Here is a 21,693-nt window from a genome sequence, read left to right as displayed (position 1 = left end):
GGCCCAGGGCTCAGGTCCGCGCCATGACACTCGGCGTCCACTGTGTGGGTTGACTCAAAAAAATGCACCCGGCGTTGTCGCCGGGCGCATTTCTCATTCTCCTCAGACGGGCTAACGGCCGAAGCTGAAGTGCGCTCCAGGGATCGCCTCGAGCAGTTTCTGGGTGTAGATGTTCTGCGGATTGTCGAACACCTCGTCTGTGGTCGCCGATTCCACGATCTTGCCCTTCTGCATCACGCTCACCGTGTCGGCTACAAGCCGAACCACCGCCAAGTCGTGAGTGATGAACAGGTAGGTCAGCCCCAGTTCGGCCTGCAGATCCGTGAGCAGCGTCAGAATCTGCCCCTGCACGAGCACGTCGAGAGCGGAGACCGCCTCGTCGAGCACGATCACATCGGGCTTGAGCGCCAAGGCCCGGGCCACGGCGATTCTCTGACGCTGGCCTCCCGACAGCTCGTTCGGGTAGCGGTTCACGGTCGACAGGGGCAACGCGACCTGGTCGAGCAGCTCCCGCACGCGAGCCTGACGAGACTTGCGATCGCCGACACGGTGGGCAACCAGCGGCTCGGCGATGGTGTCGCCGACGCTGTAGACCGGGTCGAGCGAACCGTACGGGTCTTGGAACACCGGCTGAACTCGTCGTCGGAAAGCGAGAAGGTCACGGCCGCGGATGTCTGCAACAGAGTTTCCTTCGAAGTCGATTCGCCCAGACGTGATGTCCTCGAGTTGAAGCACAAGCTTGGCGACCGTGGACTTGCCCGAGCCTGATTCGCCCACCAACGCACGCGTGGTGCCCCGAGGGATTGCGAAGGACACGTCATCGACGGCCTTCAACTCCTTGGTCTTGAAACCGCCCTGTCTGATCTTGTAGATCTTCGAGACCGACTCCAGCGTGATCAGATTCTTTTGAGGGGTGTTCTCGCGCGCATCCGCTCGGGCGATCAGCTCATTGTCGGCGGCACCGACGGAGGAGATGTCCAGCGTTTTGGTCGTGTCGGGACGACGAGCCGACTGGATTCGACGTGACGCGAGGCTCGGCGCCGCGGCCACCAGCTTCTGCGTATAGGGGTGAAGCGGATTGGCGAGGATCTCGGCGGAGGGCCCTGCCTCGACGACCCGCCCCTTGTACATGACGACCAGCTGTTCGGCACGTTCGACCGCGAGACCGAGGTCGTGCGTGATGAAGAGCACCGACGTGCCGAAATCGCGAGTCAGCGTGGCGAGGTGGTCGAGGATCGTGCGCTGAACGGTGACATCGAGTGCCGAGGTCGGCTCGTCGGCGATGAGAAGCTTCGGCCGTGCGGACAAACCGATGCCGATGAGGACCCGCTGACGCATTCCACCGGAGAACTGATGGGGATACTGCTTGAGCCGATCACCCGCGTCGCTCAGCCCCGCCTCCTGCAGAACTTCGATCGTGCGCTTGCGCGCGTCTTTGCCTTGGGCGACTCCGTTGGCTCGGATAGCCTCCTCGACCTGGAATCCGATGTTCCACACGGGGTTCAGGTTGGACATCGGGTCTTGGGGAACATAGCCGATCAGACGACCACGCACGTCTTGCATCGCCTTGGCAGAGAGCTTGGTGAGGTCGCGGCCCTCGAACAGGATCTCGCCGCCGGTGACCTTGCCGGCCCCGGGCAGCAGATCGATGATGGCCTGCGCCGTCGTCGACTTGCCCGAACCGGATTCTCCCACGATCGCGAGGGTCTGACCCGCGTTGAGGGTGAGATCCACTCCCTTGACCGCAGGAATGAAACCGCGCTGGGTCTTGAATCCGACCTGGAGATCGCGGATCTGCAGAAGGGGCTGGTTCTCCGTCGTCTTCGAATCGACAGCCGGGGACGTGCTGGGGGCGTTGCTCATCGTCGGGCCCTCGCTTTCGGGTCAAGTGCGTCGCGCACCACGTCACCGAGGACGAGGAACGACAGGACGGTCAGCGACAGGGCGGCCGCGGGGTAGAACAACACCATAGGAGCCGTCGCGATTGATGCGCGAGCCTGGCCGATGTCATTACCCCAGGACATGACGTCCGGCGGCAGGCCGATTCCGAGGAACGACAGCGTCGCCTCCGCCACGATGAACGTTCCGAGTGACGTGGTCGCGACCACGATGACGGGAGCGATGGCGTTCGGAACGACATGGCGCACCAGGATGCGGAAGCGAGAAACGCCCAACGCGATAGATGCCGTCACATAGTCGGCGTTCTTCGCCGCCACGACGGATCCGCGCATGATGCGCGCGATCTGCGGCCACGCGAACAGTGCCAGGACCAAGGCCACCGTCACCGGAGTTCTGGTCGGCAGCACCGACATCAGAACGATTGCTCCGAGAACGGTCGGAATCGCGAAGAAGATGTCTCCGATACGCGACACGACAGCGTCGAGGAAACCGCCATAGAAGCCCGCGAGAGCACCGATGATGCCACCGAAGACCGTGACGAGCACGGTCGCGAGGATTCCGACGGTGACGGAGGCCTGGGCTCCGAAGATCACCCGAGAGTAGATGTCGCAACCCTGCCTGGTGAAGCCGAACGGGTGCCCTGCCTCCGGACCCCCGTTGCTGTCTGGAAGCAGACAGCCGAGGTTCGGTTTGGTCTGCGTGAACAGATTGGGGAAGGCGGCCACCACGAGGATCAGCGCGATCATCACGAGCGAGATCCAGAACATGGGCCGGCCACGCATGGCATCCCATGCGTCGGCGAAGGAGCTTCGTGCCTTCTCACTCTCATCGACGCTGTCGACGGCGGCCAGGGGGGTGTCGTCGAGTTGTGCGACGAAGTGGCCTGGGCCTGAAGAACTATTTTGCATATCGAATCCTCGGGTCCAGGGCGGCGTAGAGCAGGTCGACCAGAAGGTTCGCCAGCATGTAGATGATCACCATCACGGCGACGAAGGAGACCACAGTCGGACCCTCGCCTCGTTTAATGGCCTGGTAAACGGTTCCACCGACGCCATTGATGTTGAAGATTCCCTCTGTCACGATCGCGCCCACCATGAGGGAGCCGATGTCGACTCCAAGGAAGGTGACGACCGGGATGAGCGAGTTCCGCAGGATATGAACCCGGACCACGCGACCACGGGTCAGGCCTTTCGCCGTCGCGGTGCGAACGAAGTCGGCCTGCATGTTGTCGGCAACGCTAGCCCGCGTCAATCGAACGATGTAGGCGAACGAAACCGTCGCGAGAACAATCGCCGGAAGGATCAGATCCTGGATCGGGGCTCCGGGGCCCACGGTGGTTCGGAAAAGTCCGAGCTGGATCGAGAACACGTACTGCAGGATGAATCCGACCACGAAGGTCGGTACCGAGATCAAAAGGAGACTGACCACGAGTGCAGACGCGTCGAAGAACTTGCCCTTACGGAGACCGGCGATCAAGCCCACGGCGATGCCGGCGACAGCCTCGAAGAACAGGGCGAGCATCGCAAGCCGGAACGTGATGGGGAATGCCTGACCCAGGAGGTCCGACACTGGCCGTCCTGAGTAAGTGGTACCGAGATCACCGGTGAGAATGCCGCCGACGTAGTAGAGGTACTGCACGATGAACGGGTCGTTCAGGTGATACTGCTCACGGATGGTGTCGATCACACTCTGGGGCGGAGGACGCTCTCCGAACAGGGCGGCAATGGGGTCGCCCGGAAGGGAGAAGACCATGAAGTAGATGAGGAGAGTCGCGCCAAAGAAGACGGGAATCAGCTGGAGCAATCGCAGTCCGATATAACGGAACATCAGATTGTCGTGGTTGAGGTCGGGAACAAAACAATCACAATCGTCGAGGGTTCGGTTGAACGCTGCAGTGTCGAGCCAGCATTCGGCCCGGGGAAGCTTACGCTGACCCCGGGCCGAATGGCTGGTAATTCAGTGAACTCTATTTGTGACTAGTTCTTCGTGATCTGGAAGTACAGCGGAACAGAATCCCAGCCGAAGACCACGTTGGAGACACTCTCGGACGAGACGCCGTTGACGTTCTGGTACCAGAGCGGAATGGCGGGCAGGTCCTTCAGCAGAACCTCCTGCGCTTCCTGGAACTTCGCGGTCGCCGAGTCGACGTCGGTGGCGGTGCTTCCCTCTTCGAGCAGCTTGTCGAACTCGGGGCTGCTGTAGCCCTCGTAGTTCGAACCGGCGCCGGTCTGGTAGTTCGGAGCGAGGAAGTTGTACAGCGACGGGTAGTCCGCCTGCCATCCCGAACGGGTGGCACCGGTGAGCTTGTCGGCATCGCGGTCGGCGAGCGCCTCTGCGAACGTGGCGTACGGCTTGCCCTGCGCCTTGATGCCGAGGGTGTTGGCGATGCTCTGCGTAGCAGCATCGACCCACGCCTGGTGCGGGCCGTCCGAGTTGTAGGCGATATCGAACACGGTGTCGCCGTAGGGCGCGATAGCGTCGGCCTGAGCCCACAGCTTCTTTGCCTCGTCGGGGTTGAACTTCAGCACGTCGGCGCCCTTGAGGGAGTCGGAGTAGCCCTTGATGACGGGCGAGGTGAAGTCCGTCGCGGGCGTACGGGTTCCCTGGAAGAGCACCTTGGTGATCTCGTCGCGGTTGATCGCCTGCGAGATGGCGGCGCGACGAAGGGCCCCCTCTTCACCCGTCCAGTGCGGCAGGTACTGCGGAATCGTGATCGACTGGAAGATCGCGGCGGGCTGGTTGACGGCCCGGTCGCCGAACTCGGACTCGTAGGTCTCGAAGGCCGTGTCGGGAATCTGGTCGAGCACGTCGAGGTTGCCGCCCTGAACGTCGGCGTACGCCGCGTCGAGGGTGGTATAGAACTTGATCGTGAGTCCGCCGTTGACGGGCTTGCGCACGCCGTTGTACTCGGGGTTGGTCACAAGTGCGATCTGCACGTCGTGCTGCCAGCCGTCGGCACCGTCGATCATGTACGGGCCGTTGCCGATCGGGTTCTCGCCGAAGGCGTCCATGTCGTCGTACGCGGACTCGGGCAGGGGCATGTAGGCGGTGTAGCCGAGGCGCTGAGTCCAGTCGGCCTCGGGCGCACTGAGCTGCACGGTGAAGGTCTTGTCATCGACAACCTTGAGGCCGGAGAGCTCGGGAACGTCTGCTCCCTCTTCGGCGCTGAAGCCCTCGATGTTGTCGAAGAAGTAGGCGGCACCCTGGGCGTTCTTCGGGTTGGCACCCCAGTTCCAGGCGTCGACGAAGGACTTGGCTGTGACAGCCGAACCATCGGAGAACTTCTGGTCATCCTTCAGAGTGACCGTCCAGAGCTGCTTGTCATCGGACTCGATCGACTGAGCGACGTCGTTCTCGATCGCACCATCAGCGTCGTACGAGACGAGGCCGGCAAAGATCGACGTGGCGATCTTTCCACCGCCGGTCTCGGTGGTGTTCGTCGGAATCAGCGGATTCTGCGGCTCAGAGCCGTTGGTGGTGATGATCGAGGAGCTGCTGCTGGTCGATGCCGGGCTTTCGCTCGACGAGCATCCTGCGAGCACAAGCGTGCTCGCCGCGGCAAGGGCGAGAGCCCCGATGCCAATGCGTCTGATTTTCAATTTTCCTCCTGAGGACTTTCCTGGGCTGCCGGAGACCCCGTTGAACTGCTGCACGGGGCACCCGAAAGGTGATCAGTCGCGTGGCTGACTAACCAGTACCCTAAAAGGGGGCCGGATTCTGACCAAATTCACCGGCAAAAAGTTACAGACTAGAAACGTAAAATCCGCATTCGTTGTGCGAAACGCACACAATTCCCTATGAATGCGCCGTCCGACGCAAGAAAGTGCAGTCATGGTTCAGGCTCCCCCGACAGACTGGCCCTCTCTCCGCCGAAGGCGCCTCGGTGGGGAGATCGCGATCGTGCTCGGCCTGTCCCTCGGGGCCTCCGCGGTCTACTCGATCGTGAGTCTCGTGGCCAAGCTCACCGCGGACACCTCGCTCGCAAGCCAGTCCACCAGCTTGAACGCCGCCCAGAGCACTCGGGAGTGGCTCGACTTCACCTATCAAGCCCTGGCGATCGTCTTCGATCTCGTGCCGGTGCTTCTGGTCTTCTACCTCCTGGCGATCTCCGGGGGCAATCCGTTCCGACGACTCGGCTTCGATCTGCACAGCCCCGTGAAGGACACCGGCCGCGGCCTGCTGCTCGTGCTCGTCATCGGCATACCCGGAATCGCCCTCTACTTCGTCGGCCGCGCCGCCGGAATCACCGTGAACGTCGTGCCCGCACCCATCGACGCCTACTGGTGGACGGTGCCCATGCTCATCGCCTCCGCGCTCAGGGCGGCACTCACCGAAGAGCTGATCGTCGTGGGCTACCTCTTCACGCGGCTCAGGCAGCTCGGATGGCAGACCTGGCAGATCATCCTGTCAGCGGCGGTGCTGCGCGGCAGCTACCACCTGTATCAGGGCATCGGGCCGTTCTTCGGAAACGTCGTCATGGGAATCGTCTTCGGCTGGTGCTACACCCGCTGGGGGCGCACGATGCCTCTCGTGATCGCCCACTGGATCATCGACATCGCGTCGTTCGTCGGCTACGCCTGGGCCGTGGCGACGTTCCCCGACCTCTTCCGGCTGCCCTAGTCGGCTGACTTCGCAGTGTCGTCGGCGGGGTCCTCGCCGCCGACGATCGCCGGCCGGCGGCGGGAGATCACCATGGCCACGACTCCGAGGGCCAGAACGACGACGGCGCCGCCGCCGACCAGCGCGATGAGTCCCCAATCCGTCGGCTGCCTCGTCGACGCCGTCGTTCCGCCTGCAGTCGTCGTCGGCTCGTCCGTGAACAGGGGCGCCGGTGCCTCGGTCGCCTCGGGGTGCGGAGTGACCTGGATCTTGACGACCGCGATGGCGGTGCCGTTCGACGACGAGAACTTGCACACCATGCCCGAGTCCCCGACGGGGAAGACCGTGCCCGAGACGACGGGAACGTCGACGATCATGCAGTCGCCCGCGGTGAGACCGAGCGGCACCACGGGCGCGAACTCGATCGGAGCGCCGTTCGCGTCGGGGGCCTCCGCCGTGATCGTGCCCGGCAGGATTCCCGAATCGGTGAAGTCGGCGCCTTCGACCTGCGAGTCGGTGAAGTTCGCACCCTCGATGTTCGCCCCGGTGAAGTTCGCCGCCTGCAGCTTCGACCCCGACAGGTTCGCGCCCACGAGATTGGCGTCCATGAAGGCGGCCTGGCCCATGCTCGTGCCACCGAAGTCGACGCCGGCACACTGGCTGCCGCCCGCCGGCGCACCGTCGGTGACCTGCTGCACGACGCAGCCGCCCTCGTCGTAGAAGACCTCGGCGCTTGCGGACGCGGCGGGAGCCGCGACGAGAGCGACAACGCCCGCGGCCGCAAGAATCAGGGACATTCGGCCGCGCTGTATCGCAATTCGTCTCGCCATGCTGAGAGGGTACCCCACGCGAGGAACCGGTTGCTGTCTGCTACTCGAACGCCTCCGGCGGCGGGCACGAGCAGACCAGGTTGCGGTCGCCCCACGCCTGGTCGATGCGCCTGACCGGGGGCCAGTACTTGTGACGGATCAGCGATCGCACCGGATAGACGGCGGTCTCGCGGTCGTACGGGTAGCTCCACTCGCCCTCGACGACGGACTGCGCCGTGTGGGGAGCGTTGCGCAACGGGTTGTCGTCGGCGGGCCAGACGCCCTCGGCTACCTGCATGGCCTCGCCCTTGATGGCGATCATCGCGTCGATGAACCGGTCGATCTCGACCAGGTCTTCGCTCTCGGTCGGCTCGACCATGAGGGTTCCCGCCACGGGGAAGCTCATCGTGGGCGCGTGGAATCCGTAGTCGATCAGGCGCTTGGCGACGTCGTCGACCGAGACTCCGGTCGACGCGGTGAGCGGGCGGATGTCGATGATGCACTCGTGCGCCACCAGTCCGTTGTCGCCGGCGTACAAGACAGGGAAGTGCTCCGAGAGCCGGGCCGCGACGTAGTTGGCCGACAGGACGGCCGCACCCGTCGCATCCGCGAGGCCCTGCGAGCCCATCATGCGCACGTACGACCAGCTGATGGGCAGGATGCTCGGGCTGCCGTAGGGCGCGGCCGAGATCGGCCCGCCGGCGTGCACCACGGTGCCGCCTCCGGCGAGCGGATGCGACGCCTCCTGCGCCTGGGCATGGCCCGGCAGGAAGGGTGCGAGGTGCGCCTTCGCCGCGACCGGCCCGACACCGGGACCTCCGCCGCCGTGCGGGATGCAGAAGGTCTTGTGCAGGTTGAGGTGCGACACGTCGCCACCGAAGTCGCCGAAGCGCGCGAAGCCCAGCAGCGCGTTGAGGTTGGCTCCGTCGACGTAGACCTGTCCCCCGGCGGCGTGCACCAGGCGGCAGATCTCGGCGACCTCGTGCTCGTAGACCCCGTGGGTCGACGGGTAGGTGATCATGAGGGCGGCCAGCGACTCGGCGTGCAGCTCGATCTTCGCCCGCAGGTCGTCGACGTCGACGTTGCCGTTCTCGTCGCACGCGACGACCACGACCTTCATGCCGGCGAGCACGGCCGACGCGGCGTTCGTGCCGTGGGCGCTCGACGGGATCAGGCAGACCGTGCGGTCGAACGAGCCGTTCGCGTGGTGGTATCCGCGGATCGCGAGAAGCCCCGCGAGCTCGCCCTGGCTTCCGGCGTTCGGCTGCAGCGACACGGAGTCGTAGCCCGTGACCTCGGCCAGCCACGTCTCGAGCTGCGAGATGAGCGTGAGGTAGCCCTCGACGTCGGCGCGCGGAGCGAAGGGGTGCAGCGCACCGAACTCCGGCCACGTCACGGCCTCCATCTCGGTGGCCGCGTTGAGCTTCATGGTGCACGAGCCGAGCGGGATCATGCCCCGGTCGAGCGCGTAGTCGTAATCGGCGAGGCGCTTGAGGTAGCGCATCATCGAGGTCTCCGAGCGGTGCGTGTTGAAGACCTCGTGGGTGAGGTAGTCGCTCGTGCGCAGGATGTGCTCGGGCAGGCTCTCGGCGAGCTGCTCGGCGTCGCTCGTGGGCGCGACGTCGAACAGGGCGAGCACGGTGTCGATGTCGGCGACCGTGGTCGTCTCGTCGACCGAGACGCCGATGGTGTCGTCGTCGGCGACGTTCAGCAGGTAGCCGCCCGCGTGGGCCTTGGCGGCGATCTCGGCCGCTCGTCCGGGAACGCGCACCTGGATCGTGTCGAAGAAGTCCTCGTGAACGAGCTCCGCGCCGGCCGCCTCGAGTGCGCTGGCGAGCCGGCGCGCGATCGAGTTGACGTCGAGGGCGATGCTCTGCAGGCCCTCGGGGCCGTGGTAGACCGCGTACATTCCGGCCATCACGGCGAGCAGCACCTGGGCGGTGCAGATGTTCGACGTGGCCTTCTCGCGGCGGATGTGCTGCTCGCGCGCCTGCAGGCTGAGCCGGTAGGCGGGGTGGCCCGAGGCATCCTGGCTGACGCCCACCAGGCGGCCCGGAAGCTGACGCTCGAGCCCTGCGCGCACGGCCATGTACCCGGCGTGCGGCCCGCCGAAGCCCATGGGCACGCCGAATCGCTGGCTCGTGCCGACGGCGACGTCGGCCCCGAGCTCGCCAGGCGAGGTGATGAGCGTGAGGGCGAGCAGGTCTGCGGCGACGACGGCCAGGCCGCCGGATGCGTGGACCGCCTCGATCACGTCGCGCGGGTCCCAGACACGGCCGGATGCGCCGGGGTATTGGATGAACGCGCCGAATCCGGTGGCGAGGGGGTGGTCGTGCGATGCCGGGTGATCGACCCTGTCGAGGGTGAGCTCGACGATCTCGATGCCGACAGCGTCGGCGCGTGAGCGCAGCAGCGCCTTCGTCTGCGGCAGCGCGTCGGCGTCGACGAGGAAGATGTTCGAGGTCGACTTCGACGCGCGACGGGCGAGCAGCATGCCCTCGACGACAGCCGTGGCCTCGTCGAGCATGGATGCGTTCGCCGTCGAGAGGCCGGTGAGGTCGGCGACCATCGTCTGGAAGTTGATCAGCGCCTCGAGTCGGCCCTGCGAGATCTCGGGCTGGTACGGCGTGTAGGCCGTGTACCAGCTGGGGTTCTCGAGCACGTTGCGACGGATCACGGCGGGCGTGATGGTGTCGTAGTAGCCGAGGCCGATCATCGAGCGGTTCACGGTGTTGTGCGAGGCGAGCGCCCGCAGCTCCGCGATGGTCTCGCGCTCGGTGGCGGCGGCCGGTATGGCCTCGGCGCGGTGGGTCTCGCTCAGCTGGATCGAGCCCGGGATGGCGGCGCGCACGAGCGCATCGACCGAGTCGTAGCCGAGGCGGGCGAGCATGACGGCCTGCGCGCTGTCATCGATGCCGATGTGGCGCGCGGTGAAGGGAAGCGACATCGGTGTGCTACTCCCCCAGCAGTGCGGTGTACTCGTCGAACGACAGCAGCGGCGGCAGCTCGGTGAACTCGATCCTGATGAGCCAGCCCTCGCCTAGCGGGTCGCTGTTGACGAGTTCGGGCGTGTCCTCGACGGCGGAGTTCTTCTCGAGCACCATTCCGTCGACGGGGGCGAAGAGCTCGCCCACCGACTTGGTCGACTCGATCTCTCCGACGATCGAGCCGCTGGCCAGGGTCGTGCCCACGTCGGGCAGGTCGACGAAGACGACGTCGCCGAGCTTCTCGGCCGCATACGCGGTGATGCCGACGGTGGCGGTGTTGCCGTCGACGAGCACCCATTCGTGCTCGCTCGTGTACTGCAGTTCGCTTTCGGTAGCCATGGGTCAGTCCTTCTTCGCGCGGTAGAACGGGAGGGGGGTGACGCGGTAGCTCAGGCGCTTGCCGCGGATGTCGATGCTCAGGGTCGTGTCGGGGGAAGCGAAGGCGGCGTCGACGTAGGCCATGGCGATCGGGATGCCGAGGGTCGGCGACAGCGCGCCGCTCGTCACGACGCCGATCACCTCGCTCGAGTCGTCGGAGGCGAAGACCTCGTAGTCTGCCCGCGCGGCCCGCTTGCCGTCGGCGACCAGGCCGACCAGCGTGCGCGCATCCGGAGCAGGACCGGCCTCGACGGCCTCGCGACCGACGAAGTCGCCCTTCGTCGCCGTGACGACGACGCGGCCCAGGCCCGCCTGCACGGGGAAGGTCTCGGTGCCGAGTTCGTGACCGTAGAGCGGCATGCCCGCCTCGAGCCGGAGGGTGTCGCGACTCGCGAGACCCGCCGGAACGAGTCCGAGCGGAGCGCCTGCCTCGGTCAAGGCGTCCCAGAGTTCCGCCGCGTGATCCGGACTCACGTAGAGCTCGAATCCGTCTTCACCGGTGTAGCCCGTGCGGGCGATGAGCAGGGGCTGCGTGCGGAACGAGCCCGACAGGGCGCGATAGTACTTGAGCTCGGAGAGCTTCTCGCCCACGTCGCGGCCGTCGGGATGGCCGCCTTCGATGGCGAAACCGTCGGTCGCGATGAGGATCTCGCGTGAACGCGGACCCTGCACGGCGACGAGGGCGAGCTCATCGCTCTCGTCGAACACCTCGCACTCGAACGGGGCTGTGCGGTCTGTCAGCTCTGCGGCCACGACCTCTCTGTTCGAGGCGTTGGCCACGACCATGAACCGGTCGTCTCCCGTGCGGTACACGACGACGTCGTCGATGATTCCGCCCGACCGGTCGAGCAGCAGGCTGTACTTGGCCTGGCCGATCGTGGTGGCCGAGAGCTTGCCCGCCAGTGCGTAGTCGAGGGCGTCAGCAGCCTCGGGGCCGACGATGAAGATCTCGCCCATGTGAGAGAGGTCGAAGATGCCTGCGGCGGTGCGCACGGCGTGGTGCTCCGCGAGATCGCTCGAATAGCGCACGGGCATCTGCCAGCCGGCGAAGTCGGTGAAACTCGCTCCGGCGGCCACGTGGATGGCGTTGAGCGGGGAATGTCTATCGGTCACGAGTTCTCCAGTGCGCAGTGTGTATTGCGAAGCGCGCGTACGAAGCCGCGCGGTCAAGAACTCCCCCTCTGTCATCGGTGCCTGAGAGCTTCGACGCTGCGCATCGGCAGCGGCTTTCACCGTGGGCGGATCGAACGAACGAACGTTCGCGATCTCTTTTCAGAGTGGCCTGTTCGATGCGGTACACGTACCTGAGAGATTGGTGGGGAGAATTGCTCCTTCGGTGCCTGCCGGGGTGACCGGCGGGCTCTCCCGCATCGCGTGATGTCGGCCCGATATTCGATTGTGCGGCCAGCCTAGCAACAACGTCGCGAGCACGGGTGCCGCGCGAGCGCGTAACCTCGGAAGTGACCGGGCGCACCGCGCAGTCAGAACGGATCCCGTGGACCATCGTTTGAACAGGCTCTTCATCACCGCCGCGAAGGAGTTGCACTTCGCCAAGGCGGCGAAGCTCGAGGGCATTCCGCGTTCGAGCATGATCGCGGCCGTCAAGCAGCTCGAGCAGAACCTCGGCTACCCCCTGTTCGACTACGACGCCGAGACGACCGTGCTGACGCCGGAGGGCGTCGCCTTCGCGGAGAAGGCGGCGGCCGATCTCGCCAAGTCGACGGGCAATTCGACCATCACCGCTCCGCAGGCCGGAGGCAAGGCGAAGGCGTCGAAGGGCAAGGGGCGCGCCCCCGCTGTCAAAGGCGCGCCGCGGGTCGGAAAGCGTCGCCAGAGCCGCTGAACACCGTTCGCTGAGCCCGTCGAAGCTCTGAGTCCGTCGAAGCCGCTACTCCTCCTTCGACGGCCCCTCGGGCTTGTCGAACGGGTCGCGCCGGGTGCGCCGAAGGGTGAGCACGATGACCGTGACGATCAAGGCCAGACCTCCGATCGAGACCGCGATGGCCACACCGATGCGTCCGCCGTCGTCGCTCGTGTCGCCGTCGACAGCGGGGTCGGCGGTCGCCGACAGGGTCTGCACCGGCGCCTCCGCCATCGTCGTCATCGAGGGCTCGGGCGTCGCCACCGGGGCGGAGCCCTCGCGCGGCGAGCCGGCCCATTGGTCTCCGCACACGGGCGCCGCCGTCATGCCGGGCAGCGAGTTCGCGGTGTCGACGGGCTGGTACTCGAAGGTATAGCTGCCCGACGTCGGATGTCCGTCGCTCGAGACGACCTGCCATGTCGCGGTGTACGTTCCCGGATCGCCCAGGGCGACTCCGGTGGATGCGACGAGGCCGTCGACGACGACGCACCCGTTCTCGTGGAACGCGCCCGACGCATCCGTCACCTGGATCGCGAAGGCGCTCGTGTCGCCGCCCAGCGTGAGGAGGTCGTCGCTGTAGGTCAACGCGACGACGGTGGGGTCGGCGGTCACCACCTCGCCGGCCGCGGGGGCCGACGACTCGAGCGCGTCGTGCGCCGAGGCACTGGATGCGCCGGCGAGCACGAGTGCCGCGCCGAGAACGGCGGTCGCGGCGAGCGCGGAGGGAAGGGCGAGAAGGCGTCGAGTCACCCGCCTCACGATAGCCGACCGACCTGCGGATCTGCGGTGTCGGAGGCTCCGTCTACGGTCTCAGCACATCGATTGAGAGGATGACGAATGAAAATACTGTGTGCGACGAGTCTCGACAACGGGGCGCGTGGCGACGACTACAACTGGTGCTTCGAGGGCGAGATCGTCACCTTCGGATTCATCTGCGATCGAGATCGGCGCGACCCTGACAACGGGTGCGGGTGCAGTCGAGGCTTCTCCGGTCTCGCGTCGCATCGTGCGACGACCACGGCGCTCGTACGCGACACGGCTCTGAGCGAAGACGATGTCCGACTGGCTGTCGAGTCGAGCCTCTCCGATGGCGGCTGGCTGCGATCTCTCTCGCCGCGGGAGGCCGACAGGATGATCGACGAGACCGTCGACGTCATGCTCGATGTCGCCGAGTACTACAACGAGGGAACGATCATCGGCACCAGCTTCGACTGCACATACGTGAGGCGCCATTCGACGACCTCGGTCTAGGACAGCTGCTCTGAGCGGCCACGTGCCTGGCCACTCAGCGCCCCGACCTCGCGCATCGCTTCAGGTCGCCGCGGCAGTGCCCTCGGCAGGAACGTCGTAGGGCCGGCGTCGGTCGCGAATCGTCACGACTCCAATCGCCGTCACCCAGACCAGCCATGGGAAGGTCGCGAAGAGCGCCGTTCCCGCTCCGCCGGCGGCAAAGAATGAAGCGGGGTCGGTTCCCCCGAACATCGTGGGAACGGCGATGAGGTTCAACGCCGCCACCGCGTAGGCGAGCCAGCCCGTCCACCGGGGCAGGGCCTCGGAGCCGAGCGTCACGTACCCGCTGGCGGCCGCGACGAGAGCCGTCAACACGCATCCGATCGAGCCGAAGAGAATCGTGTGCCCCACGGTCAGGGCGCGAAGCACAGAGTAGTCGCCGGTCATGCCCGTGACGTCGAGCGCGGTGCCGGCCTCCATGGCGTCTCCGACGAGGGTGACCGCCACGAAGACGAGGCCCGCGCCATAGGCCAGGTCGGCGACCCACTGCAATGCCACCTCGGCGTGCGTGATGAGCTGGCGGAACCCGGCCAGGAACACGATGAGCGCGGCCATCAGCATGGTATCGATGAGGATCGTGAGCAGGGTGCCGCCGCTCGTGCGCGTCATGAAGTCGACGAGGGCGACTTCGTCGTCGAGGCTGGGACGCGCACCCACCACGAAGACCTGCACCGAGAACTCGGTGGCCGTGAGGATCGCGACGGCGATCGCCGCGATTCCCGTCCACAGCCTGACGTCAGGCATGAGCTTTCTGTGCGGATGATGCGTCATGGTGCGGTCTCCCCCTGATGTGCTCTGTCTTGTCTGTTCTGCCTAGGCGTCGCAGTGGGACAGGTCGGTCTCGGCGAGCGGCTTGCCCTCGGGAATGATGTACGTCACCCAGAGAACGACGCTCTCATCGCCTTCGTTTCGCCCCTCGTGGCGGTATCCCGCCCCTTCGATGATGCTGTCTCCCGTCTCGTAGACGTGCACGCCACTCGGATAGATGTCGGCGTAGTGGGTGAGCGACCCTTCGGCGACCACGGCGACGAGCTGCCCGTAGTGGCAGTGCACACCCGTGGTCGCACCCGGCTCCAGCGTTATCTCCCTGAAGGTGACCCCGACGCCGTGGTCGCCCGACACGGAGACCTCGACAGGGGCATCCTGCTCGCCGGCCGCGAGATCGACGGCCTCTACGGGAGCGTGCGTCTCGGCGGGCGATTCGGTGGCGGTCGCGGATGGTGTCGCGGATGTGGCGTCGGTTGTCGTGGAGCACGCCGACATCGCGAAGGCCGCTGCACAGAGGAGTACGGTCACCCGCACACGGTCGAGCGGGCGGGGGCGGGTCGCTTTCATGGACAGCCTTTCGGACAGCATCGATGAGTCACGCGTAGTGCTACACAGCGTAGTGAGTCGGCAGTGATGCGGACGGTTCATCGCGGCCGACAAAGTCTCGAACATGTATTCGACTTTTCGACGCGCAATGTTATACTTGAGTGGTAAATACATTGCACACCGCGCGAAAGGCACGCCGTGATCACCGAGCCCGACTCGCGCCTCGTCAGCTCGTTTCGCGCGGCGATCGACGACGTGAACGAGATGTCCCGGCAGATCGCCTCGCTGCAGGCAGAGCGGGCGAGGTTGGTCACCGTTGCACGGGCCGCCGGTCAGGCGCTCAACCCGGTCGACCGGTCTGGCGGGGGCCCGCAGTGGTCGGCAGAGGCCGTCGCGAGACGCGAGTTCACGACAGAACTCGCCTCCTCAGAGAATCTCAGCGAGCGAGCGGCCTACGCCCTCATCGAGACCAGTGCCGAACTCGCCGAGACATTCGTGCACACTCACCGCGCACTCTATTCCGGTGACATCTCTCTCCGCCACGCCGAGATCATCGTGCAATTCGGCGGCTGCCTCCCCGACGAGAAGCAACTCGACTTCGAACTGCGCATGCTCGAGCTCGCCAAGAAGCAGCCCGTGCACATCCTTCGCACGAGAGCCGGTCGAGAAGCCAAAGCCGCCACGATGGAGGACGCGGTGGAGCGTCATCTGCATGCTGCCAAGACACGCAACACGTTCGTCGACACAGCCGACGACGACGACGGAATGTCGGTCTTCGGAATCAGGCAGCCCGCTGTTGAGAACGAGGCCATCCGCGACCGCGTCCACCGCTTGGCGCTCGCACTCAAGGCCGCGGGCGATCCCCGCACGATCGCGCAGCTTCACGCGGATGTGGCATCGGATCTGCTCCTGAACGGTCATCTCAGCATGCCGGGCGCTCCGGCACACGCGGTCCGCGCGCATATCTATGTCACCGTTCCAGCACTCTCGCTGCTGGGGTTCAGCGATGAGAGCGCGTCTCTCGAGGGATACGGGCCCATCGACGCGCTGACCGCGACCCGGTTGACCGTCAACGCACCCTACTTCTCACGGGTGTTGACCGATCCCGCCACCGGGGCCGTCCTCACCGCCGGCATCACCCGCTATAAACCCGACCCGAAGATGCGTGAACTGGTCGACCTCATCCACGTCACCTGCAGATTCCCGGGGTGCACACGAGTCGCCCGCGACTGCGACGCAGACCACAACGTGCCATTTCCCCAGGGTGAAACGTCGATCACGAACCTCGTTCCGCAATGCGCGCCCCACCACAAGGTCAAACACAAGACAGCGTGGCAGTTCATCACTCGAGCTGACGGAACCCTGGTCTCCATATCGCCATCGGGCCGCACGAGGCAGCACGAACCTCCACCCCTGGCGAAGCCCGCGCCCCGACGCATCAGCTTCCCCGACGCACCTGACAACGCCGACCCACCGGCCCGCAACTGGTACCGCGGCACGGTCGACGAAGGAGCACCCGGCTCACCGGTGACTGATACCGACGCGCCGCCTTTCTGAGACGTGGGTGTCAGCAACCAAGGGTCTGTGGAGGACGAGCGATGGTCATTGTTGACAACACGAGCAGGTACGGGCGCGGGTGCTGCACTATTCGGACTTATGGGAATCCGCTATTACGCCTGTCCACTGCCCGATTCGCAAGTCATGTTCGCTCGCCTCGAGCCTGAAGCCTTCATGTCTCGAGATCCCCTCGCAGACGCGTGGGGCCTGATCGAAGTCGATTACGAGACTGGTCAACCTATCGATTCAGAACCTCGGCCCCAGCCTGAGGTGCTCTACCTCGACAAATGCTGGCGCGAGCTGCAATTGTTGTTCGGCGACGAGGACGGCCCCTTCCGCACTTCATTCGACCTGGTTCGGGGAGCGGTCACGATGACTCCCCGCGGATGGATTCCATACTTTGGAGTACTCGATGCCGACGAAGTCACAGCCGTGGCCCAGAACATCGACCAGGTGACCGCGGCCGATGTCGATCACCTGCTCGAGGAGCACCCTGAGCTCTGCCGTGACGACGACGACGGGGAAAGAAAGTACATCCTTGACCTTCTCGGTGATGCTCAGCAGTTCGTCGCGAGCATGATGAAACGCGGGTGGGGTTTGATCTACATGATCGGGTGACACACGCGCACTTACGCGGCGGTGACGTCGATCTCGCCGGGCTCCGCGCCCGCCGCTCCGAACACGAGCATCCTGGTGGCGATCTTGTCGGTGAAGAACCGGTCGTGGCTGACCACGACAACGGCGCCGGGAAAGTGCACGAGGGCGCGCTCCATCACCTGGGTGCTGGCGAGGTCGAGATGATTCGTCGGCTCGTCGAGCAGAAGAACGGATGCGCCGGACAGCAGGCACTGGGCCATGGCGACGCGGGCGCGCTGCCCTCCCGAGAGTTCGCGGATGCGCTTCTTCAGGTCGGCCTCCGAGAACTGGAACATGGCCAGGAACCGTCCCACCGACTTGCGCGTCGCGGTGAGGGCGAGGCTGTCGGGCAGGGCGTTGACGGCATGCGTGACCGTGTCGTCGAGGTCGAGCTCGTCGAGCATCCGGTTGTACGAAACGACCTTCGCGCCCGAGGCCCAGTCCACGTGGCCGTGATCCTGCTTCTCGTCGCCGGTGAGAACGCGAAGCAGCGTGCTCTTGCCGCTGCCGTTCGCGCCGAGCACCACGATGCGGTTGCCGCGACGGATCTCGAAGCCGAGACCGGAGAACAGCATCTTGTCACCGTAGGACTTCTCGAGTCCCTCGACGCGGCACAGTACGTCTTTGATATGCAGGCCGCCGTAGATCTCGGTGATGATCTGGTCGACGGGGCGGGGCGCCCGAGACTTCTTGATTCCCGACAACTGCTTGTCGAGCTTCCTGCTCGAGGCTTTCGCCGCCTCACGTCGGTCGGCGATGCCCTCGGCCTCGAAGGCAAGCAGCTCGTTCTCGTGAACGAACTGGGCCTCGAGTGTCTTCAAGCGGAACTGCTTCTGCACGATGTACTCGCCGAAGTTCCCGGGGTACTCGTGCAGGTGGAAGTTCTCGAGTTCGATGATGCGGGTCACGACGACATCGAGGAAGGCGCGATCGTGCGACACGATGATGGCGGCGCCCTTGAAGTCGCGGAACCAGGACTCGAGCCACTCGACTCCGGCCACGTCGAGGAAGTTCGTGGGCTCGTCGAGCAGCAGCACGTCGGGATCTTCGAGAAGGATCTTCGCGAGCGCGGCACGGTTGCGCCATCCGCCGGACAAGTCATCGATCGGGCACGTGCGATGCGGTTCGTCGAAGCCGAGGGTCGTGAGCGCCTGGTCGATCTTGCGGGTGTAGTCCCAGCCGTCGAGCCTCTCCATCTCGCCGAAGAGCTCGGACTGACGCTCGATGAGCGCGTCGAGCGCGGCTCCCCCCGTAGGATCGGCGGCGATCGAGGCATCGATCGCCGCGAGCTCGTCCTCGACGGCGTGCACCTCGACGAACAAGGCGTCGAGCACCTCGGAGATGGTCTGCTCTCCATCCAGTTCGGAGAACTGCGAGAAGTAACCGATCTTCACTCCGGCTTCGACCGTCACCGTCCCCTGATCGGGCTGCACCTGGTCGAGCACGAGCTTGAGCAGCGTGGTCTTGCCCGACCCGTTGCGACCGATGAGCCCCACCCGGTCTTTCGGCTCGAGGCGAAAGAACGCCTCGCGCAGAATCTGCGTGTTCTCGAACTTCACACTCACGTCGTTCAGGCGGATCAGGCTCATTGGGGGTTCCTCTCGACGGCGATGCGCCTCGGGCGGCCCAGCGACCCTCAAGGTTACCCGCCGCCCCGGATCGAAGTTTTTCGTGGAAACGCGACGCGATTGCCGTACTGTGTCGAAATGGGGACGACAACAGAAGAACCCGTCGGCAGCCGGAGCGAGCTGAAGCGCTCGATCACGGCCAGACAGCTGTATTTCTACGTCGTCGGTGACGTGCTCGGCTCCGGCATCTACGTTCTCGTCGGTCTGGTCGCAGCAGCCGTCGGTGGTGCCTTCTGGATGGCATTCCTCGCGGGCGTCTCCATCGCCCTCATCACCGGGCTCGCCTATGCGGAACTGGTGACTAAATACCCGCAGGCCGCCGGAGCGTCTCTCTACATCAACAAGGCCTTCCGCAGCCCGGTGCTGACGTTCTTCATCACTATCTGCATGTTGTCGGCGAACATGGCGGCGGTCGGATCGCTCGCCGCGGGTTTCGTAAGGTACTTCAGCGGCCTCGTGGGCCTGCCCGAAGACGCGATCTGGGCGAGCACGGGCATCGCCTTGGCGTTCGTCGCCCTCATCACCGTGATCAACCTCATCGGCATCACCGAGTCCGTCGTCGCCAACGTCGTGATGACCTTCGTCGAGATCAGCGGGCTCGTCATCGTCGTGATCATCGGCGTCATCGCCCTGGTCGAGGGAGTCAACGATCCGTCGGTCCTCCTGCAGTTCAACACCGAAGGAGGCGCCGGTTCGGCCGTCCTGGCCATTCTTGCCGGGGTCTCCCTGGCGTTCTTCGCCATGACGGGTTTCGAGAACGCGGCGAATGTGGCCGAAGAGACGATCAACCCGTCCCGCGCATTTCCCCGCGCTCTCGTCGGCGGCATGGCCACCGCGGGGGTCGTCTACGTGCTCGTGTCGATCTCCGCGGCTCTGGCCGTGCCGATCAAGGACCTGGCCGACAAGACGTTGCTCGTGGTGATCGAGGCCGACCTCTTCTTCATTCCCGCGGCCATCATGCTGGTCGTGTTCGGCCTCATCGCGATGGTCGCCATCAGCAACACCGCCCTGGTCACTGTTGTTGCACAGTCGCGCATCCTCTTTGGGATGGCTCGCGAAAAGGTCGTGCCCGCCGTCTTCGCGAAGGTGCATCCCACCCGACGCAGCCCGTATGTTGCCCTGCTCTTCGGCTCCGTTGTCGTGGGAGCCCTTCTCGTCGCCGGTGCCATCATCAGGTCGAGCCAGGCGGGGATTCCCGCCGAGGAGCAGCTCGACATCGTCGACAGGCTGGCCACGATCACCGTCGTGTTCCTTCTGTTCATCTACGCCCTGGTGATCGTGGCATGCCTGAAATTGCGCGGGAAGGATGAGACCGACGACACCTACCGGGCGAACACCCCGCTGCTGATCATCGGCATCGTCGGCAACCTCGCGGTGCTGGTCTACACGCTCATCGATGACCCGGATGCGCTCTTCTGGGTCGCCGGGCTGCTGGCCGTCGGGCTGGTTCTCTACCTCGTGCAGAACTTCTTCGGCAAGAGAAAGGCGGTCTGAGCCAATGCATGTCATCGTCACAACCGATGGGTCCCAGGCGAGCCTTGTCGGCGCCCGCCAGTTCAAGTGGATCGCAGACAGTCGCGAGATCACCGATGTGACCGTTCTCGCCGTGGTGAGTCCCTACGCGGCCGCACCCTTCGCCAATGAACTGGGCCCACAGCATCCACCCGCCCAGACCGAACTGAGCTTTCGACAGGATGCCTCGACCGCCGTCGACATCGTCGCAGCGGAATTCGACGGCTGGGGGCCGCGGGTCCACAAGGAGGTGCGCAGCGGATCACCGGCCCAGGAGATCATCCGGGCGGCCGAGGATCTCGATGCCGACCTGATCTCGATGGCCGCCGGCAGCCGTGGCCTCAGCCGCACGATCCTGCTCGGCAGCACGGCCGCGCGTGTGCAGCACTCCGCGCCGTGCCCCGTGCTGGTGTGCCGCCCGACCCCGCACAGTGAACGAGCGCTCGGCTGAGTTTTTCTGCCTTGCGCCGAGCGCGGGAGTTCTCGCCGACCGCGGTGGCGCGGCCACCGCGCTGGTCGGCAATCAGCGCGTTCAGCACTTAGAAGGTCAGTCCCAGTCGAGGTAGTCCTCGATGGCCCACGAGGTCGCGCCCACGTTCTCCGAGGGGAACATGTGGCCGCCGCCATCGATCGACACGATGCTCACCCGGTCGGGAGCGGCAGCCTGCAGCGCCTCGCCGTTCGCGGGCGGGGTCGTCTCGTCGGCAGATCCCTGGATGACCAGCACGGGCAGGCCCTCGGCGAGCGTCAGGTCTCCCGCCTCGACGCCGAGCAGCAGCACGCCGTTGACGCGGTCGTGAAAGTCCAGAGCCACGGCGCGAGCGACGGAGCCGCCGAACCCGTGGCCACCCAGCCAGGCGTCCTTGACGCCCACGGCATCCATGATGTCGACGACGGCCTGAGCCAGTTCGTGCGCCGAGGCGCTGCCTGCGGCGATGCGCAGAACGCGGAAGTCTTCTTCGACGAGGATGTGGGCGAGCGTGCCGAGGTAGTCGATGGGAAGACCCTTCTCGGCGACCAGAACGACCGCGGGGCCGTTCCCCTCGACCGCGTACGAGATCGCGCGTGCATCGGGTTCGAAGATCTGGTTATCGGTCATGGTCTGGGCTCCCTTTCGTACGACGGCGAAGCTCCCGCTCGCCTCCGACACCCTACTGGAGGGAGAAAGGGAAATCGTGTGATCGTCAGCGGCGCAGCCATCGAGGGGGCGCCGCTCGCCATCG

General features: G+C 65.4%; 20 protein-coding genes and 2 riboswitches. Of the genes, 7 read left to right on the top strand and 13 right to left on the bottom strand.

Going from position 1 to position 21,693, the window contains the following annotated elements:
* Nucleotides 1–111: 111 nt before the first annotated feature.
* The 4 genes from QCD70_RS00500 to QCD70_RS00485 all read right to left on the bottom strand — a co-directional run bounded on the left by QCD70_RS00500 (nucleotide 112) and on the right by QCD70_RS00485 (nucleotide 5,498).
* Nucleotides 112–1,863 (bottom strand): dipeptide ABC transporter ATP-binding protein, encoded by a 1,752-nt coding sequence (locus QCD70_RS00500; protein WP_301213124.1) that lies wholly within the window; start codon nucleotides 1,861–1,863, stop codon nucleotides 112–114.
* Nucleotides 1,860–2,807 (bottom strand): ABC transporter permease, encoded by a 948-nt coding sequence (locus QCD70_RS00495; protein ID WP_301213122.1) that lies wholly within the window; start codon nucleotides 2,805–2,807, stop codon nucleotides 1,860–1,862. Before QCD70_RS00495 ends, QCD70_RS00500 begins: the two co-directional genes overlap by 4 nt.
* A complete protein-coding gene (locus QCD70_RS00490; protein ID WP_301213121.1) occupies nucleotides 2,797–3,726 on the bottom strand; it encodes an ABC transporter permease in 930 nt (309 codons plus the stop codon). Before QCD70_RS00490 ends, QCD70_RS00495 begins: the two co-directional genes overlap by 11 nt.
* 149 nt (nucleotides 3,727–3,875) lie before the next feature.
* Complete coding sequence (locus tag QCD70_RS00485; protein WP_301213119.1) at nucleotides 3,876–5,498, bottom strand: peptide ABC transporter substrate-binding protein; 1,623 nt, start codon at nucleotides 5,496–5,498, stop codon at nucleotides 3,876–3,878.
* A gap of 232 nt (nucleotides 5,499–5,730) precedes the next feature.
* On the opposite strand from QCD70_RS00485, the gene QCD70_RS00480 reads away from it, so the two are divergent.
* Nucleotides 5,731–6,519, top strand: a complete 789-nt coding sequence (locus QCD70_RS00480; RefSeq protein ID WP_301213118.1) for a CPBP family intramembrane glutamic endopeptidase — start codon at nucleotides 5,731–5,733, stop codon at nucleotides 6,517–6,519.
* Here the strand turns inward: QCD70_RS00480 and QCD70_RS00475 are convergent.
* The 4 genes from QCD70_RS00475 to gcvT all read right to left on the bottom strand — a co-directional run bounded on the left by QCD70_RS00475 (nucleotide 6,516) and on the right by gcvT (nucleotide 11,785).
* Nucleotides 6,516–7,295 (bottom strand): pentapeptide repeat-containing protein, encoded by a 780-nt coding sequence (locus QCD70_RS00475; RefSeq protein ID WP_301213116.1) that lies wholly within the window; start codon nucleotides 7,293–7,295, stop codon nucleotides 6,516–6,518. The genes QCD70_RS00480 and QCD70_RS00475 overlap by 4 nt on opposite strands.
* Before the next feature lie 73 nt (nucleotides 7,296–7,368).
* On the bottom strand, nucleotides 7,369–10,254 hold the full coding sequence (gene gcvP / locus QCD70_RS00470) for an aminomethyl-transferring glycine dehydrogenase (RefSeq protein ID WP_301213114.1): 2,886 nt from the start codon (nucleotides 10,252–10,254) through the stop codon (nucleotides 7,369–7,371).
* Nucleotides 10,255–10,261: 7 nt separating this feature from the next.
* Nucleotides 10,262–10,633 carry a glycine cleavage system protein GcvH gene (gene gcvH / locus QCD70_RS00465; protein WP_301213112.1) on the bottom strand — a complete coding sequence of 124 codons (372 nt, stop codon included), beginning with the start codon at nucleotides 10,631–10,633 and terminating at the stop codon, nucleotides 10,262–10,264.
* A gap of 3 nt (nucleotides 10,634–10,636) precedes the next feature.
* The gene (gcvT, locus tag QCD70_RS00460) at nucleotides 10,637–11,785 is read right to left on the bottom strand and encodes a glycine cleavage system aminomethyltransferase GcvT (protein WP_301213111.1); all 1,149 of its coding nucleotides are present in this window, start codon (nucleotides 11,783–11,785) and stop codon (nucleotides 10,637–10,639) included.
* A 58-nt stretch (nucleotides 11,786–11,843) separates the two neighbouring features.
* A riboswitch (glycine riboswitch) is annotated at nucleotides 11,844–11,954 on the bottom strand.
* Nucleotides 11,955–12,050, bottom strand: a riboswitch (glycine riboswitch).
* Between the two features lie 117 nt (nucleotides 12,051–12,167).
* Here gcvT and QCD70_RS00455 point away from each other — a divergent pair.
* Entirely contained in the window at nucleotides 12,168–12,515 is a 348-nt protein-coding gene (locus QCD70_RS00455; protein WP_301213110.1) for a LysR family transcriptional regulator, read from the top strand.
* Between the two features lie 45 nt (nucleotides 12,516–12,560).
* Here the strand turns inward: QCD70_RS00455 and QCD70_RS00450 are convergent, their stop codons facing one another.
* Complete coding sequence (locus tag QCD70_RS00450) at nucleotides 12,561–13,283, bottom strand: copper resistance CopC family protein (protein WP_301213109.1); 723 nt, start codon at nucleotides 13,281–13,283, stop codon at nucleotides 12,561–12,563.
* A gap of 87 nt (nucleotides 13,284–13,370) precedes the next feature.
* On the opposite strand from QCD70_RS00450, the gene QCD70_RS00445 reads away from it, so the two are divergent.
* Nucleotides 13,371–13,784, top strand: coding sequence for a DUF7715 family protein (locus tag QCD70_RS00445; RefSeq protein WP_301213108.1), 414 nt, complete (start codon nucleotides 13,371–13,373; stop codon nucleotides 13,782–13,784).
* Between the two features lie 60 nt (nucleotides 13,785–13,844).
* On the opposite strand, the gene QCD70_RS00440 is transcribed toward QCD70_RS00445, so the two are convergent.
* Both QCD70_RS00440 and QCD70_RS00435 read right to left on the bottom strand, forming a co-directional pair.
* Nucleotides 13,845–14,567 carry a hypothetical protein gene (locus tag QCD70_RS00440; RefSeq protein WP_301213107.1) on the bottom strand — a complete coding sequence of 241 codons (723 nt, stop codon included), beginning with the start codon at nucleotides 14,565–14,567 and terminating at the stop codon, nucleotides 13,845–13,847.
* 69 nt (nucleotides 14,568–14,636) lie between these two features.
* Nucleotides 14,637–15,158, bottom strand: coding sequence for a cupin domain-containing protein (locus QCD70_RS00435; protein WP_301213106.1), 522 nt, complete (start codon nucleotides 15,156–15,158; stop codon nucleotides 14,637–14,639).
* A 177-nt stretch (nucleotides 15,159–15,335) separates the two neighbouring features.
* On the opposite strand from QCD70_RS00435, the gene QCD70_RS00430 reads away from it, so the two are divergent.
* Together QCD70_RS00430 and QCD70_RS00425 are read left to right on the top strand one after the other, a co-directional pair.
* Entirely contained in the window at nucleotides 15,336–16,694 is a 1,359-nt protein-coding gene (locus tag QCD70_RS00430) for an HNH endonuclease signature motif containing protein (protein ID WP_301213105.1), read from the top strand.
* A gap of 99 nt (nucleotides 16,695–16,793) precedes the next feature.
* On the top strand, nucleotides 16,794–17,312 hold the full coding sequence (locus QCD70_RS00425; protein WP_301213104.1) for a hypothetical protein: 519 nt from the start codon (nucleotides 16,794–16,796) through the stop codon (nucleotides 17,310–17,312).
* A gap of 11 nt (nucleotides 17,313–17,323) precedes the next feature.
* On the opposite strand, the gene QCD70_RS00420 is transcribed toward QCD70_RS00425, so the two are convergent.
* A complete protein-coding gene (locus QCD70_RS00420; protein WP_301213103.1) occupies nucleotides 17,324–18,919 on the bottom strand; it encodes an ABC-F family ATP-binding cassette domain-containing protein in 1,596 nt (531 codons plus the stop codon).
* Between the two features lie 117 nt (nucleotides 18,920–19,036).
* Here QCD70_RS00420 and QCD70_RS00415 point away from each other — a divergent pair, with 117 nt between their 5' ends.
* On the top strand, nucleotides 19,037–20,452 hold the full coding sequence (locus QCD70_RS00415; protein ID WP_301213102.1) for an APC family permease: 1,416 nt from the start codon (nucleotides 19,037–19,039) through the stop codon (nucleotides 20,450–20,452).
* Nucleotides 20,453–20,456: 4 nt separating this feature from the next.
* Nucleotides 20,457–20,921 (top strand): universal stress protein, encoded by a 465-nt coding sequence (locus QCD70_RS00410; RefSeq protein WP_301213101.1) that lies wholly within the window; start codon nucleotides 20,457–20,459, stop codon nucleotides 20,919–20,921.
* Nucleotides 20,922–21,017: 96 nt separating this feature from the next.
* On the opposite strand, the gene QCD70_RS00405 is transcribed toward QCD70_RS00410, so the two are convergent.
* The gene (locus QCD70_RS00405) at nucleotides 21,018–21,569 is read right to left on the bottom strand and encodes an alpha/beta fold hydrolase (RefSeq protein ID WP_301213099.1); all 552 of its coding nucleotides are present in this window, start codon (nucleotides 21,567–21,569) and stop codon (nucleotides 21,018–21,020) included.
* Nucleotides 21,570–21,693: the final 124 nt, after the last annotated feature.

The organism is Agreia sp. PsM10, assembly GCF_030433855.1.
Classification (GTDB): domain Bacteria; phylum Actinomycetota; class Actinomycetes; order Actinomycetales; family Microbacteriaceae; genus Agreia.
The sequence above is the reverse complement of the archived record's forward strand: the minus strand, read 5'-3'. Positions and strand labels throughout refer to the sequence as shown.

What these genes read in the sequence shown, in the direction of transcription:
- QCD70_RS00500 (WP_301213124.1), bottom strand. Translation starts at nt 1,863, where the DNA reads ATGAGCAACGCCCCCAGCACGTCCCCGGCTGTCGATTCGAAGACGACG.
- QCD70_RS00495 (WP_301213122.1), bottom strand. Translation starts at nt 2,807, where the DNA reads ATGCAAAATAGTTCTTCAGGCCCAGGCCACTTCGTCGCACAACTCGAC.
- QCD70_RS00490 (WP_301213121.1), bottom strand. Translation starts at nt 3,726, where the DNA reads ATGTTCCGTTATATCGGACTGCGATTGCTCCAGCTGATTCCCGTCTTC.
- QCD70_RS00480 (WP_301213118.1), top strand. Translation starts at nt 5,731, where the DNA reads ATGGTTCAGGCTCCCCCGACAGACTGGCCCTCTCTCCGCCGAAGGCGC.
- QCD70_RS00475 (WP_301213116.1), bottom strand. Translation starts at nt 7,295, where the DNA reads ATGTCCCTGATTCTTGCGGCCGCGGGCGTTGTCGCTCTCGTCGCGGCT.
- gcvP (WP_301213114.1), bottom strand. Translation starts at nt 10,254, where the DNA reads ATGTCGCTTCCCTTCACCGCGCGCCACATCGGCATCGATGACAGCGCG.
- gcvH (WP_301213112.1), bottom strand. Translation starts at nt 10,633, where the DNA reads ATGGCTACCGAAAGCGAACTGCAGTACACGAGCGAGCACGAATGGGTG.
- QCD70_RS00445 (WP_301213108.1), top strand. Translation starts at nt 13,371, where the DNA reads ATGAAAATACTGTGTGCGACGAGTCTCGACAACGGGGCGCGTGGCGAC.
- QCD70_RS00440 (WP_301213107.1), bottom strand. Translation starts at nt 14,567, where the DNA reads ATGCCTGACGTCAGGCTGTGGACGGGAATCGCGGCGATCGCCGTCGCG.
- QCD70_RS00435 (WP_301213106.1), bottom strand. Translation starts at nt 15,158, where the DNA reads ATGAAAGCGACCCGCCCCCGCCCGCTCGACCGTGTGCGGGTGACCGTA.
- QCD70_RS00425 (WP_301213104.1), top strand. Translation starts at nt 16,794, where the DNA reads ATGGGAATCCGCTATTACGCCTGTCCACTGCCCGATTCGCAAGTCATG.
- QCD70_RS00420 (WP_301213103.1), bottom strand. Translation starts at nt 18,919, where the DNA reads ATGAGCCTGATCCGCCTGAACGACGTGAGTGTGAAGTTCGAGAACACG.
- QCD70_RS00415 (WP_301213102.1), top strand. Translation starts at nt 19,037, where the DNA reads ATGGGGACGACAACAGAAGAACCCGTCGGCAGCCGGAGCGAGCTGAAG.
- QCD70_RS00410 (WP_301213101.1), top strand. Translation starts at nt 20,457, where the DNA reads ATGCATGTCATCGTCACAACCGATGGGTCCCAGGCGAGCCTTGTCGGC.
- QCD70_RS00405 (WP_301213099.1), bottom strand. Translation starts at nt 21,569, where the DNA reads ATGACCGATAACCAGATCTTCGAACCCGATGCACGCGCGATCTCGTAC.